Annotated in this window: 9 protein-coding genes; 3 read left to right on the top strand and 6 right to left on the bottom strand. The window is 61.3% G+C overall.

All coding sequences use genetic code 11. The annotated features are described in order from the left end of the window. Positions 1–129: 129 nt before the first annotated feature. The 4 genes from AS189_RS19230 to AS189_RS02665 all read right to left on the bottom strand — a co-directional run bounded on the left by AS189_RS19230 (position 130) and on the right by AS189_RS02665 (position 8,814). Complete coding sequence (locus AS189_RS19230; RefSeq protein ID WP_082634001.1) at positions 130–5,082, bottom strand: NPCBM/NEW2 domain-containing protein; 4,953 nt, start codon at positions 5,080–5,082, stop codon at positions 130–132. Between the two features lie 258 nt (positions 5,083–5,340). Beyond that, positions 5,341–6,579, bottom strand: coding sequence for a C40 family peptidase (locus AS189_RS20455; RefSeq protein ID WP_237759950.1), 1,239 nt, complete (start codon positions 6,577–6,579; stop codon positions 5,341–5,343). 302 nt (positions 6,580–6,881) lie between these two features. Next, positions 6,882–7,532, bottom strand: coding sequence for a response regulator (locus tag AS189_RS02670; RefSeq protein WP_062286169.1), 651 nt, complete (start codon positions 7,530–7,532; stop codon positions 6,882–6,884). Continuing rightward, positions 7,525–8,814, bottom strand: coding sequence for a sensor histidine kinase (locus AS189_RS02665; RefSeq protein WP_062292802.1), 1,290 nt, complete (start codon positions 8,812–8,814; stop codon positions 7,525–7,527). The genes AS189_RS02670 and AS189_RS02665 overlap by 8 nt, the downstream gene beginning before the upstream one ends. Positions 8,815–8,999: 185 nt before the next feature. Here AS189_RS02665 and AS189_RS02660 point away from each other — a divergent pair, with 185 nt between their 5' ends. The 3 genes from AS189_RS02660 to AS189_RS02650 all read left to right on the top strand — a co-directional run bounded on the left by AS189_RS02660 (position 9,000) and on the right by AS189_RS02650 (position 11,446). Next, positions 9,000–10,136, top strand: coding sequence for an FtsX-like permease family protein (locus AS189_RS02660; protein ID WP_062286167.1), 1,137 nt, complete (start codon positions 9,000–9,002; stop codon positions 10,134–10,136). Between the two features lie 83 nt (positions 10,137–10,219). Further along, on the top strand, positions 10,220–10,924 hold the full coding sequence (locus AS189_RS02655; RefSeq protein WP_062286165.1) for an ABC transporter ATP-binding protein: 705 nt from the start codon (positions 10,220–10,222) through the stop codon (positions 10,922–10,924). Positions 10,925–11,056: 132 nt separating this feature from the next. Beyond that, complete coding sequence (locus AS189_RS02650; RefSeq protein ID WP_062286164.1) at positions 11,057–11,446, top strand: META domain-containing protein; 390 nt, start codon at positions 11,057–11,059, stop codon at positions 11,444–11,446. 88 nt (positions 11,447–11,534) lie between these two features. Here the strand turns inward: AS189_RS02650 and AS189_RS02645 are convergent, their stop codons facing one another. Beyond that, the gene (locus AS189_RS02645) at positions 11,535–12,989 is read right to left on the bottom strand and encodes a phytoene desaturase family protein (RefSeq protein WP_062286162.1); all 1,455 of its coding nucleotides are present in this window, start codon (positions 12,987–12,989) and stop codon (positions 11,535–11,537) included. Positions 12,990–12,991: 2 nt separating this feature from the next. Next, positions 12,992–14,470, bottom strand: coding sequence for a glycosyltransferase family 87 protein (locus AS189_RS02640; RefSeq protein WP_062286160.1), 1,479 nt, complete (start codon positions 14,468–14,470; stop codon positions 12,992–12,994). Positions 14,471–14,551: the final 81 nt, after the last annotated feature.

Below are 14,551 nucleotides of genomic sequence, written 5' to 3'. Positions count from 1 at the left end.
CAGCCCCGTCAGTCATCCCCACTACACTCCCTTGTCCTGCTTGAGCATAGCCAGATTAAGTGCGCGGGCCCATGGGGACTGCTCCCCATGGGCCCGCGCTTTTGCACTTCTGTGTGATGCCTTGGTTAGTTATGCACGACGACGGCGGATGACCACCAGCGCGCCTGCACCTCCCAGCACCAGCAGCAGGGCGATGCCTGCCGGCAGCATGACCTTGGCTCCGGTGCTGGCCAGGCCGTCACCGTTGTTGCCAGTATCGCTGCCGTTGTTGCTGCCGTTGCCCGCCGGGGTGGTGGGCGCAGGCGATGCCGAGTTCGTCGGCTCGGTAACCGGCGGGTCTGTCGGCTCGGTAACCGGCGGGTCAACGGTGGCGGCAGTGACCACAATGGCAGTGCGGGCCACCGTGGTCTCACCCTGCTCCAACGTCAGTTCGTGAGCCCCGGCAGCAAAGGCCGCGGGGATCTTCGCTGTCACAGTGACTGCGCCGGTTGCATCTGCTGTCACTGTTGCCAACTTGGCTGGATCCGAGTGAATCCACAGTTCGTAGCTTTCACCGGCAGCCAGGTTCTTGGCCGTGACGGTGATCGCGGAGCCGGCAACTGCTGAGGTGGGCGCCGAAAGGGACGGGGCAGCAGGCTCGGTCGTCTCGACCGGCGGAATCACTGCATCGATACCTGAGGCTGAAATTAGTCCGGCTTTGTCAGTGACGCGGTAGCCAACGGATACGCCGTCGTCCCCTGCCTTGATGGCTCCGGTGTACGCCTGCCAGGTGGTGCCGCCATCGATTGAGTATTCAATCGTGGCAATACCTGAGCCGGAGTCGCTGGCTTCCAGGGTGATGATACGAGCTTTGCTATCAACACCTCGGGTTACCAGTGGCACCTGGGTGTCAACCTTGAAGCTGGCGGTTGCCTTGGCTTCCTCGACATTGCCGGCGGCATCGCTGGAGCGGTACATGAGAGTGTTGACACCTTCGGGGAGGGTCACTGCCTCGGTGTAGGGGCTCCACGGACCGTCACCAATCTTGAATTCGGTCTTGGTGACTCCAACGTTGTCGCTTGCTGCCAAGGAGACCGATGGTGCCGTGGTGTACCAGCCAGTTACGGCGGGTGCGGCCGGCGCCACGGTTGCCGTGGTGACGGGAGCGGTCTCGTCAGCCGGCACCGGCTCGGAGCAGGCGAACTTGGCATTGCCCCACACGCCGTGGGCGCCGCCGATGGCACCTGCGGAGATCGGGTCCACCTTCAGCTCAACATAGGAGACGCCGCTCAGGTCAATGTCCAGCTTTTCAGGGGCAAAGCCGTTGATGAGCGTGCGGCTCTGATAGAGCACCTTGCCGTCACCAATCACCGTGAAGATGATGGTGCCGCCAAAGTTGCCTTCCAACCCAATTTCCGAGGTGAAGCGGCTGCACTGCCCGCCCACGTAGTAGCTCAGGTTGGACGGCGCGTGGACGCCCAAGCCCTTCTCATACGTACTGGTTTTGGGGTTTGCGGGGTCAGTCTTGTCAATGACGGTCAGGGGAACGTCCGGGGAACCGGCCGAATCCTTGTTGACAACGTCCTTGCCGATGACACCGTAGCCGTTGGTGGCGCTGACGGGGTTCAGATCGGACGCGAAGGTGTCCTTGTCCGGTGCTGTGGGCAGCGGGAAGTTCACCACCTGCCAGTCGAAGAACTTGGCGCGTTCCTCAACGGGCAGCTGCACCGAAACAAGCTCCTTATTGGGGAGCAGGCGTACCGTGCCCGAATAGATCTGGTAGCCGGTGCCGGTGTACTCCGGGTTGGCTGCCTGGGCCTGGCTGTTGCGTCCCATGGCCTTGATGGCCACCTTTGCCCCGCGGGTATCACCCTGCGGCAGCCAGTTCGGGAAGTAAGGGCGCTGCTTCTGGACGGTGCCGTCGGCATAGGTGATGGTCAGTTCCGGGCTGGCACCGGCACCGATCGCCGAGGATCCCAGGATGGCCAGATCGGTGCCCTTGCCTGTCAGCGAGATGGTCTGCCCGTTCAGTGCAACGGCATTGTTCTTGTTGGCACCGGCAGCAGGCCAGGTGAAGTTGACCTCGGTGGGCTGGCCCGCATCCACGGTGACTGTGGAACCGGGGGTGACACCGGCAGCCGCCAGCTGGTCGGCGCTGAAGGAGGCGCCGCCGCCGTCGAAGTTACCCAACTTGTCGACGAACGCCCCATCGGCCGTGGTCACGGAGATGTTGTTGAACGCCCCAGCCAAGGAACCGTAAGCGACGTACATTTGGTTGGCCCCGCTGACTTCGCGAGGTTGGCCCTTGGAATCCTTGTAACTGGCCTTGGCGCCAATGCTCTGCAATCCGGCCGTGGAGCTGGCCCCCGGAACCAAATCGAAGGTGGCCTGAACCGTGACACCTGGAGCAACGGAGGCAAGCGTGGCGCCCTGGGCGTTGCTCACCGTCCAGCCTGCAGGAACTACGGCAGCGATGACCACATTCGTCTTGGCGTTGCTGCCGGTGTTGGTGAAGCTGGCGGAAGCGTGCGTCTTCTGCCCCTGGAAAACCTTGGCTTCCAGCTGCACGGCAACTTCCGCCGCGGTTGCGTCAGAATCTGCACCTCCGACGGCGGATGTGGACTTGAGTGTGACGGTCGCCGTCGCGTTGGAGGCAACTTGGCCGGCCTTAACATGGACGGTTCCACCGGCGTCGGCTGCATCATAGAACCAGCCGGTTGTGGCTGCCTCAATAGCTGCCGCATCGGCAAGCTTGGTCAGCGTGGTGGTGCCAACAGAGACGGACTGGGGCGCCGAACCGCTGTGCACAGCCAGGCTGTACGGGCGGCTGGACACCTTACCTGTGTAGTCGCCGTCGCGCTTTCCAATGGTGACAGAGACGTCTCCGCCGTTCTTGGCGGGAGCGGCGACCTTAAACTGCTGGACACTCTTCTTGCCGTTCTGGAATTCGCGGGTGACCTTGTCATCCTCGTTCAAGGTGAAGGAGGACGCTCCGGAGGGGTACACGTCGACGGTCAGGGCCGAGTTTTCCGGCACCAAAGAGGCGTTGCGGGCAACGGGGCCCTTGGGAACCACTGAGCCTGCACGGACAAACATGGGCAGCTTCTCCAGCGGGGCGCTGTAGCCATTCAGGACCTGACCGCCCTGATAGATGGTGCCGGACCAGTAATCCACCCACTGCGAACCGCTGGGCAGAACAATACCGTTGCGGACCGGGGTGGAGGTGGAGACGGGGGCAATAAGATAGTCGCTGCCCAGTAGGAACTGAGTTTCAGCTTCCTTGGTGTAGGACAGCGGATCGTTGGGGAATTCCAGCGGCATGCTGCGCATCATACCCACGCCGTTGTTGTTCGCATCAACCGACAGTGAGTAGATGTAGGGCATGAGTTCCTGGCGCATCTGCAGGTACTTGCGGTTGATCTCGGTCGCGGTATCGCCGTAGAGCCACGGACGCTTGTCCACGTAGGACCAGCCACTCATGGAGTACAGCTCGGGGGCAAAAGCCTTCCACTGCAGGTCACGGACATAACTTTCGGTGCTGCCGCCGAAGATACCGTCAACGTCGGAGGCGGTGAAGGCTTGCCCCGAGTTGGTGGCACCAGCCAAGGCCGGCACGGCCCAGCGAACGGCGTCAAGGTTTCCTGAGTGGTCCCCTGTCCACGGCACGCCACAACGCTGGGCGCCCGCCCACGCCTCAACCATGAGTGTGTTGGCACGGCCCGCGGAGTAGCTCTCAATACCGTCTTGTGCACTTTCGCAGCCGGTCAGGGCCAGGCGGTAGCCCTCTCCAACCCAGGCGACGTCAAGCTTGCGGACGGCAATGCCATCTTGGCCAACTTCGGTGGGCTGATTCGTCAGCGACCGCTGTGTCCACAAGCCGGTCTTCAGATCCGCTTCAGCCTTGATGGCTTTGACGGTGTTCCCTAGGCCCTTGTCGGTGCTGTTGGGGTCATAAGGGGCGTTTTTGTCATAACCGGGCGCATCCGTGGTGTATTCACAGCCATAACCGTCGTTGACGATCATCCAGCCCGCGGGCATGTCATTCGCCTTGAATTCTTTGGCCGTTTCGACGGCGTCAAAGGTGTGCTGCTTTTTTGTTGCCTTGGGATCTGCCGACGGGGCCTCCCCGCGCAGCGACCGGTTGTAGCAGTCGGCGTCACCGTACTCCAAGCCGTAAACGGGCGGGAGGTTGGGCCGGCCCGTCAGCTTCGTGTAGCCATCCAGGCTCTGCTTGTAGTCGCCCACGAAGTAGTAAGCGTCAAAGCGCTTTTCCTTGTGCGTGGTGGTCTCATTCTCCGTGAAAGTGTAAGAGCCCGGGGCGAACGTGTTCCGCAAGACGCCGTATCCAGCGCTGGTCATGTAGTACGGGACGGCGTTCGGGTGACCTTCGTCGTCCCAATCGTAGTTATTGGAGATGTTGATGGTGGAGCCGGTGTGGACAACGCGCCCATTCTGCATCCCGCCACCGAGGAACTGCTCGCCACCGATGGGCGTGAGATGTTGAGTGGTGGTGTTGGTGCCGAAGCTCAAGGCTGATGATTCCTGCCAGACCACCGAACCATCGGCACGCTTGAGCGTGAAAGCACCGGTGGCCTTGTGAACCTCAAGCTTGACCTTGGCCGTAGCCATGGTGATAACTCCGCCAGCTTCCGTCACTGTTACCGTTCCGGCGGTGAAATCGGCCGTACCCACCACGATATTTGCCGCGCGCTGCGGGTCGGCAGGCGTTGCAGGCGTATTAGCCGGGTCTGTGAAGGTCCCTGTGGGGCTCGCTTCCAGACGGAAGTTCCCGTCATCGAGGAACGTCACGCGAATTGCACCCGATGCAGGTTTCAGGCTGACCACGTTGCCAGCTGTGGTAAATCCACTGATCGCCCCTAGAGTGGCCCCGCCAGCCTCCACAGCCACCTCGGCCTTGATGTTAGAGGCAGCAATGGGCGTTCCGGGAGCAGCCATGGCCGCCGGAGACAAGGCCAGTGCCGGCAAGGCGCCCGCTGCGAGCAGACCCGCGAGAGCCACCGCAGTGGCCCGCCGTCCAAAAATCCTCCGCCCAGGAGGCATTGGCGGCGACTTGGCCGGATTGACTGTGTGGAGCACTGGCATGGAAACTCACTTTCACGCGGCGATGATATTTTGTGATGCCTTGAGGTAGATAATCGTCACCATCAATCAAAATAAGTGACGTAGGCCAAGCGTACCCGAAACTGTGATCCATAACACTAGTTTTTTGGACATGACGCACGCCAGAGCCAGCTGCGTTAAACAGCAAGGGCGCTTGCCACAGCATCAAAGCTGTTGCAAGCGCCCTTCTTATCCTTGTGCCAATCAGCCCCTAGTGGGGCTACCCCTAGCGGAGCTGTGTCACGGTGTGGAGCCAGTGACGGGCGGGGTGGTCAACGCCAAAGGTGTGGTGGCTTCCGAAGAAGATGATGCCTTTGGCGTATCCGAATTAGTAGCCGCAGGCGGCCCAGGTGTCGTCGGCGGGGTGGTGACCGGCGGCGTGATCGGAGACGTGATCGCTGGGGTCGTTGTGCCCGGCGGCGTGGTCGCCGGGGCTGTGCCCGGCGGCGTGGTCGCCGGGGCTGTGCCCGGCGGCGCGGTCGCCGGGGTGGTGACCGGAGGTGTCGTCACAGGGATGGTAACGGGAGGTTTGGTGCCCGGATCCGTTGTGCCTGGCACGGTAGTGGGCGGTTTAGTCGACGGATCGCTCGACTCTCCAGTGGACGGCTTCGATGACGGCTTGGCTGAAGATGTAGCCGACGGCTTAGACGTTGCAGGCTTGGGCGTAGCCGACGCTTTTGTGGTGCTTCCGGCCGCTGAGATCGTGTTCTTGGCCTTCTGCGCAGCCAACTCGTCAGCGGATGCAAAACCGGGCATGGAGAAGTAGGTGGAGGAGCTACTGACATCAGCAGGTGCGTGTATGAACGTTCCCACCGACGGGTTCAGGGCGCTGATCATCTTGCCGCCACCAATGTAAATGCCAATGTGCGACCAGTGATTGGGTCCGTCAGGGTTTTGCACCACAATGTCGCCGGGCTGGGGGTTATTCGTTTGAACCATGGGCAACCATTGTTCGGTCCGCGGCAGCGCCACTCCAGCCTGGGCGTAGGCCCACTGAACAAAACCCGAGCAGTCCCAGCCATACTCAAAGCTGGTACCTCCCCAAACATATGGGTGGCCCAAGCCCTGGAAAGCCGCGGCCAAGATATCCTTGCGAACCTCGGAAATCAGTTCCGCCGAAACCTCCGGAATATCCCCGCGCATGTCGCCAACCGAGCGCGCCAACTGGGGCGTATTTCCGTTGGGGTCAGTGAGGTCGAAGCGCTGCGGCGCTGCTGGTTTTTTAGCAAGAATCAGGGTCTTCGCAAAGGAAATATTGCCGGCAAGCGCCGGCGCATTCAAAGAGTCAAAACTCACGGGGGACGCTTGCGTAGCCGAGGACGATGAACGGTTGAGCTGCTGCACCCCTAGGGCGGCGGCAGCGTCGGCAGTGGAGGTCCCGACGTAACCGGCACCCACAAATCCACCGGAGGCCAATAGTGTGCAAACCACTGCCATGCTCAAGTGGTACGGCCGCGCCTTGCCCTTCGAAAACGTCACTCGGTGGACCTCCTGCTTCGTTGCACGCGGTATTGAGATCTTCGCCAATCCCCCTGCGCCGCCTTCCCCATTAGCTGGAGAGTGCCGCACACGGAATCGAACAATAATTCAGACTATCTCACAAAATTGTTATCCATATCACAGTAAAGGGAAATGTGACGTGGACCTCTTTTTGTGGATTGCCGACCCTTGCGGGCCTGCATCATTGCGATCCACCCCCATCCGCCTGTGCTGCTGCTCACACTACACACAATTTAAGCCACCCGAAATGGGGACCGGCTGCTTGTAGGCGGAAACTTCTTCTAGCCTGCGCTGCGGATAATTCGCCGTCCCACAGCAACCGAGATGGCGGCGGTGCGGTTATCCACGCCCAGCTTGTCGTAAATGTGCACCAGATGGGTTTTCACCGTCGCTTCGGAAATGAACAGTTGCTTGGCAATGGCCTTATTACTCATCCCCGTCGCCAGCAGTTCCACTAATTCCACCTCACGCGCCGACAAGGCCGGAGTGGGGTTACGAATCCTTCCCATAAGCCGCGCAGCAACCTCGGGAGCAAGTGCTGTCTGCCCCGCTGCTGCCTGCTGCACGGCGCTGCGGATTTGCTCCGGAGGCGCGTCCTTGAGCATGTAGCCGCTTGCGCCGGCCTCCACTGCCGCCAAAATATCGGCATCGGTGTCGTAGGTGGTCAAAATGAGAACAGGAGGGGGCGCAGCCAGTTTTTTAATGGCTTTCGTGGCGCTAACCCCATCCAACCCGTCACCCATTTGCAGATCCATCAACACCACATCAACCGGCGCGCCCAAGGTCTGCAGCCGCTGAACCTCCTTGATGGCGGCGCCACCCTCAGGCGCCTCGGCCACCACCGTGAATCCCTCAAATTCAGTCAGCATGGCACGCAGGCCCGCCCGCACCACCGGATGGTCATCCACCAGCAATATCCGAATTTCATCCATTGATATCCCCTGCACTGTTGTCGCCTTCACCAAGCGGCAGCCTGATGGCCACCACCGTCCCCTCCCCAGGGGTCGACTCAATGGTCAGGGTCCCACCCTGCGCCACCACCCTCTCGCGCAACGATCGCAAGCCAAATCCACTACCATCCGCTCTCTTAGCCACAGTGTCGGCGAGGCTCTCCGGCTCAAAGCCGCGTCCGTCGTCGAACACGTCAAGGGTCACTTCATCCCCTAGAAACGCCAAGCTGACGACGGCGGACGTAGCCTTCGCGTGTAGCCAGACGTTGGCCAGACTCGCCTGAGTGGCGCGCAGCAGCGTCACCTTGAAGGGCTGCGGAATTTCTGTGGGCTCGCCATCAAGCCGGAAGCTGCACCGCAGTGAGACACCCCGGGCCCGGGCCTCCCGCGCCGTCTGATTGCAGAGCCTGGACAGGCTCTCCGCGAGCGAGGATTGCGTCAATGCCGGGGAGGAAAGCCCCCGGACAAAGTTACGGGCCTCAGCCAGATTCTCCGCGGCAGTTGCCTCCACCATGGCCAAGCTCTCCTCCGCGGACGCAAGATCCCCGGAACTCAAACTGCGCCGGGCCGCCCGGGACACCAAGATGATCGAGGAGAATCCCTGCGCCAGAGTGTCATGGATTTCCCGTGCCAACCGGGCTCGCTCGGCCAAAACGCCAGACTCATGCTGCGTGGCGGCCAGTTCCGCCCTAGTGCGGCGCAGCTCATCGGCGGCCTGACGCTGGTTTTCACCTTCTTGATACAGAAGCCTGTAGGCCTTGGACGTTGCCACAGCGAACGCCATGCCGAATACCGGCCCCACCACCACAGGCAGCGGCGGAAAATCGCTCCCACTTGAGCTCCACTGGGCCATCACCACCGCCGCAGTCATGAGCAACACCATGGTGAGCCCGGCCCATCGAGGCAAGAGGTGCAAATGCAGGAAGAACAGGGGGAACACGAGCCAGGAGAACTCCACCGAACCCACCATCAGGACCGCCCACATCACCGTGATCAGTCCCAACCAGAGCCCGGCCCAGCGCCTCGGATTGTGTTCCAGCGCGCCCGTTGAAAAGCGTTTCTCGGCCACCGTGCCCACCAGATAGACCACCGCAAGCGCAACGGACAACGCTAAGAAAAAGTACCGGCCCGGCCCGGCGGCCACGCCTGTGAGTAGCCGGAGCACACCAACGGCCAGCAGCACGGCAAAAGCAACATGCAAGGTCACACGCAGGAACCGCAGAATCGCAGCACTGCTCACGGGCGGGGCATCCACGGCAGACATGTCACCAGCATAGGCGCACCATCTTGTGCCCGTATCAACCAAAAGGTTGACCGGCGCATCAACCACACGCCGCAGCAGGATCAACCAACCCCGCGATGGAAGCATGGCCGTTCCGCAGGAGAGTGGAACTACTAGCAAAAACCCGGACACAATCACCATAATCCGGCCTACGAAAGAAGCTGTACATGTTCCTCGCGATCCGAGACATCCGCTTTGCCAAGGGACGATTTGCCCTCATGGGCGCCGTCGTGGCCCTGATCAGCCTGCTGTTGGTGTTGCTTTCCGGCCTCACAGCCGGGCTAGGCAACCAGTCGACGTCCGCCGTCGCCCTCTTGGGTACGGGCACCGGATCCGGCACGGCCGTCAGCCAAATGGTGTTTGGCGCCCCGGCCAAGAACGATCCCAAAGTGTCCTTCACCGAAAGTCAGGTGACAGCGGAACAGGCCAAGATCTGGGCAGCGCAGCCTGGCGTTACGTCCGTAGCTCCCCTGGGCATCAGCCAAAGCCGGTTCCAAGGCGCAGGCGAGAGCAAGGGTATTGCCAACGTTGCTGTCTTTGGTGTTGGCGACTCGCTGACAGCTGCGCAAGGACCACAAGCCGGGATCGCGCCGTCGGAGATGAGCGATTCAACCGTGACAATCGGCGAAGGCATCGCCAAGGAACTCTCCCTCTCTCTTGGGGATGCCGTGACCATTGCCGGGACGGAACTTTCCGTGGGCGCGATCGTGCCGGACCAGTGGTACTCGCATACCTCGGTGGTTTGGACAACGCTGAACACGTGGACCAAGGTTGCCCACCTGAGCGATCCTGACCAGCTGGCAACCGTGCTGGCCGTGACCTTTGAGAAGGGCGCCACTGTGGACCTTGACGGTGCGAATGCCGCGGCCGGCACCATCAGCACTACACGCAGCGGATCCTTCGACGGCTTGGGCGGGTACAAGAGCGAAAACGGCTCACTGATGATGATGCAGGCGTTCCTCTACGGCATTTCCGCACTCGTGATCGTGGCGTTCCTGACGGTCTGGACGGTCCAACGGACCCGTGACATTGCCGTCCTGAAGGCCATGGGCGCCTCCGGCAGCTATCTGCTCCGCGATGCCCTGACACAGGCTGCCCTGGTACTGCTGGCCGGAGCAGGGCTGGGCGGACTCGCGGGGATTGTTGGTGGCATCTTTGCCTCTGCCGCAGCCCCCTTCCTCCTCACCCCGGCAACAACACTGCTGCCGATCGTTGGCATCGTGGCGCTGGGCCTGGCCGGCGCAGCACTGGCGGTCCGAAAGGTCACCCGCGTGGACGCCATGATCGCCCTCGGTGGGAACTAGTCCCCACTTGTCGGCCGATAAATCGCTGCCGCGATTACCCGCATTCCCCACCATTTCGCTCCACACTTTCTAAGGACAATCTCATGACAGCTTTGAACCTCGTCAATCTGACGCTTGAGTACCCCGATGGCGAAGGGACCATGACTGCTCTGGACTCCGTCAACCTGTCCGTAAATCCGGGCCAGCTCGTTTCCCTGGTGGGGCCGTCCGGATCCGGCAAGTCCAGCCTGCTCGCCGTTGCCGCAACACTTATCAAGCCGACGTCGGGCCTGGTGGTGATCGACGGCGTCGACGCCACCGGGCTCAACGAGAAACAACTGGCCCAATTGCGTCGCGACAAAGTGGGCATCATTTTTCAGCAGCCAAATCTGCTGGCCTCACTGACGGCGGCCGAACAACTCACCATCACCGAACACCTACGGGGCAAATCCGTGAAGTCCGCAGCAACCCGTGCCGCAGAACTGCTGGAGCTAGTGGGCCTGGCCAGCTCTGCCAAGAAGCGCCCTCATCAGCTCTCCGGCGGACAACGTCAGCGCGTCAACATTGCCCGGGCACTCATGGCTCATCCCAAGGTCCTGCTGGTGGATGAGCCCACGGCTGCCTTGGACCATGCCCGCAGCGACTCGATCGTGCGCCTGCTACGTCAGGTTACCGACGAATTCAACGTGGCCACCATCATGGTCACCCATGACACCGAGTTCGTCCCGCTCACCGATTGTGTGGCCTCCATGCGCGACGGCGTCCTGACCGCTCCCGTGCCAGCCGTCGCCGGATCTGCAGCCTACTAAACCGCCCTTCCCGGGGTTGATTGCGTTTTTTGCTGGCTCTGATTGCGGGGGCCGAAGGCCGGGAAAGCGCGGCAATGCAATAGCATAAGGGAAACGCACGTCTATACCAGCGCGATCGGAGCCATCCTCACCATGAAACGCCTCGCAGCCCTCACCGGCAGCCTCCTCCTTGCTTTGACCATCTCGTCCTGCGGTGCCGCAACAGGCCCTGTGGGCACTTGGGGCGAGGGCTACAACACCGACAAGCAGCCGTATCTGGAGTTGTCGCTAGGATCCGATAAAACCGCCGAATACGAGCAGGCCGGCTTCCTCACTGGAAGCGACGGCTGTAACCGTATTACCGGCCAGTGGTTCCTGGTTCAGGGCAAGCTCTCCTTCTCACAGCTCAGCGGCACCCAGATGGCGTGTGAGGGCGTGGATCCATGGCTCATGAAGGCCGCTGGCGGAGAGATCGATGGAGACGTCTTGACCGTCAAGGATTCCGCGGGCCTTCCCGTGGGAACCCTGGACCGCCGCAACTAGTTCTTTTTATGGCCCGCTGCGCCGATTGTGAAGTCAACAATCGCCGTAGCGGGCCAGTTGTTTAAGCCGACAGATTGGCTAACTCCGTTTATGCCGGCAGGCCCAGTTCAGGAGCGGGCAGTCCAAAGGTATTCGTCAGGGCCGATTTCGCTGCAAACCAGCCACCCATACCGTGTACGGCTGGACCTGGCGGGGTGGACGCCGAACCCAAATACAGCCCGGTTACCGGGGTTCGCCAGGGATCCGGGGATATCACAGGGCGTTTCAGTAGCTGCTTCAAGGTGACTGCACCCGAAGCAATATCGCCGCCGATGTAGTTGACGTTGTAGGCAGAGATGTCTTGCGCGCTCTGCACCGAACTGGCAAGGATCAGATCCCTAAAGCCGGCCGCATGTTTTTCCACGGCGGCAATGATGTCTTCGCTGCAATCCCTTGTTGAACCTGCAGGAACGTGGGTGTACGCCCAAAAAGTGTGCTGTCCAAGGGGTGCACGAGTGTCATCAATAACGCCCGGCTGCACGGCAAGGACATACGGGTCTTTCGGGTGCCGGCCATTTAAGACCTCGCGTTCGGCAAACGCAATGGCTTCCCTAGATCCACCCATATGAATGGTGGGTGCAAGACGCAGACCAGGGGCAGTCCACGGCACCGGCCCGGAAAGTGCAAAGTCCACCTTGCACACACCTGCTCCGTATTTAAAGGACTCCAGCTTCCGTCTATAGCCTTCGGGCATTTCCGCTCCGGCCATCGCGACTAGGGCACGCGGCGTCGTAGAACAAATGATTGCTTTGGCTCCTGTCTCAGCCCGTAAACTGGCCACATTATCAATCCGCTGGCCAACCCGGATCCGGCCGCCATGAGCCAAGAAGTCATCGGCCATGGCCTGAGCAATTGCCGCGGAACCGCCTCGCGGGACGGGCCAACCCTGAGCATGCGCCAGTACTCCCAGCATCAGCCCCGCCCCCGAGGTTGATAACGCCGGCAAACGGCCCATGGCGTGTGCGGACACACCGGTGAGCATGGCAGGAGCCGTGTTCTCGCGGAAGCCAAGATTCCATGCGGGGGTGCCCTGCAACAGCGTTCTGATCCCGAAGTGAAACGCTGCAAGGGGGTCCGTGGGTATGCGCAGCAGGTTCCCCTGGGTGAAGTCGATGGTTCCCTCGACCCTGTTCAGCAAGGGTCCCATCAGCGCACGCCACGCGCGGCCATCACGCCCCAGCGCTTCCACCGTGTGGTCCAGGCTGCGGTAGGCAAGGCCGGCCCGTCCGCCGTCGAGCGGGTGCCCATAGGAGACCTCGGGCACCAGCAGCTCAATCCTGCGTTCCAGCTCGAAGGCGCGGAAGAATGGTGAGGCTAGGGCCATCGGATGAACGGCGGCACACACGTCATGGTGGAAGCCGGGCAACGTGGTTTCGGCCGTTCGAGTCCCACCGCCAATGGAATCGGCAGTTTCGAATAGCTCCACAGACAGCCCTGCACGTGCCATGGTCACGGCGGCGGCTAGGCCATTGGGTCCAGATCCCACCACGGCAACATCGGTCACAGTCAGCGCGCTTCTGCGTTGTCTATTGGCGTTTCTCCAGCAGCTAGTGGCAGTTGCTCAGCAGCGTCTGGCACACTCACTGTGCCTTCTCGAAGAAGCAGCAAGATACCGCCCTGGGGATCGGATACTCCGCCTCGGCGCACCACGTCATATGCCGGCGTAAAAATGTCCCTGACAACTATTCCCACCATGATCCAGGTGGCCACGGCCCCAATGACAGCTGCAATGAGGAAGTAGGGCGTATCAATGGCGTGCTGGTTGCTAATATCCCCCAGAACCTTGCTGCGGAACAGCATCAGGGCAATGAAATGCGTCAGGATTGCAGCCTGCCACACCAAAACCGGACGCCAGCGGGGCATAGCCAGGGCCAGCAAGGGAACCAGCCACACTGCGTGCCACGGTTCGGCGCCCTTGTTCAGGACCATGAAACCCGCTGCAGCGACAAAGGCCAGTTGCGCGACGCGAGGGGGGCGGGGCGCATAGAGCGCAACAGCGAGCAGTCCAGCCACCAACAACAGCAAGAGAATTCCGGAGACGGCATTTGTCGCGCCAACATCAAGCGTGGACCAGCCCATGCGTTCGGCAATGAGGTTCAGCCCGCCGTAAATGGATGATTCCGTGGGCCCGGCGGCGAAAAGGTTTTTGAGGTAATCCGGGAATGCAGGCGGGTTGATGGCCATGATCGGAGCGAGCACCAAAAGCCACGCTATCGCCGCAGCGGCCACCATCTCGAGCATCTTGGCAACGGGTCCGGTCCTGATTCCGAGGAACACCAGCGCCAGCAATACGAAGATCGGGTAGGGCGCGGCCATGGCGGCTACGCCAAAGAAGACCCCGGCCCAGAGGGTTTGCTTCCGTGCAAAGAGGTACATGCCAGCGCCAACCAATGCGGCCGCCCAGAAGTCCCAACTGACATATGCCAGCATGATCAAAACGGGGCTAGCGGCCACAATGGCCGCGTCCCAGACCCTGCGTCCAGCGGTGCGGGCAACAATTACCACGGTGACAATCCAGACCATGGCAATGAGCGCAGCATTCAGGTCGAAGAAGGCCAGTTGGCGCAACGCACCGTCACCGGCGCTGCGCGTCAGCCACGCAGTGATCCCGGCAATCCAGCCAGCCAAAACCGGGTGGCCAAACGGTGACCCTTCGGAGAAGAAGGGTGTTAGCGCCCCCAAGCGGTCATCCACAAAGGAATTGGGAAAAACAGACCAGCACACAGTTGATTCCTGGTCAGGAGTAACCCACCCAGCGGTACGGCAGTGGGATTTAGTCATAATGGCGAGCAATGCCGAAACTGCAGCGATCAGCACCAAGACGCGTTCCACCGTGAAGAATCCGGGATTGGTAATGCCGGGCGATGTACGTTTGCCCAGCGGCCCACCCACCGGCTCAGTCAAGGTGCGCAGAAGGTCGTCACTACGTGAGGGGACAACAATGGGATGCTGAGCTTGAGTCCCCGAAGCCTGTGATTCCGCCATGGCTACGAGCCTACCTGCTCAGCCCCTCACGGCTTGATAAGTGCACGCGCATTACTTGGCGCACGGCCTTTGCGCTTCCAT

The organism is Arthrobacter alpinus (assembly GCF_001445575.1).
Classification (GTDB): domain Bacteria; phylum Actinomycetota; class Actinomycetes; order Actinomycetales; family Micrococcaceae; genus Specibacter; species Specibacter alpinus_C.
Note: the sequence above shows the minus strand (reverse complement) of the source record. Positions and strands in the feature narration are given on the sequence as shown.

Bases quoted from the DNA above. Each gene is read 5' to 3' on its own strand.
- AS189_RS02650 (WP_062286164.1), top strand. From the start codon at position 11,057: ATGAAACGCCTCGCAGCCCTCACCGGCAGCCTCCTCCTTGCTTTGACC.
- AS189_RS02655 (WP_062286165.1), top strand. From the start codon at position 10,220: ATGACAGCTTTGAACCTCGTCAATCTGACGCTTGAGTACCCCGATGGC.
- AS189_RS19230 (WP_082634001.1), bottom strand. From the start codon at position 5,082: ATGCCAGTGCTCCACACAGTCAATCCGGCCAAGTCGCCGCCAATGCCT.
- AS189_RS02640 (WP_062286160.1), bottom strand. From the start codon at position 14,470: ATGGCGGAATCACAGGCTTCGGGGACTCAAGCTCAGCATCCCATTGTT.
- AS189_RS02670 (WP_062286169.1), bottom strand. From the start codon at position 7,532: ATGGATGAAATTCGGATATTGCTGGTGGATGACCATCCGGTGGTGCGG.
- AS189_RS02665 (WP_062292802.1), bottom strand. From the start codon at position 8,814: ATGTCTGCCGTGGATGCCCCGCCCGTGAGCAGTGCTGCGATTCTGCGG.
- AS189_RS02660 (WP_062286167.1), top strand. From the start codon at position 9,000: ATGTTCCTCGCGATCCGAGACATCCGCTTTGCCAAGGGACGATTTGCC.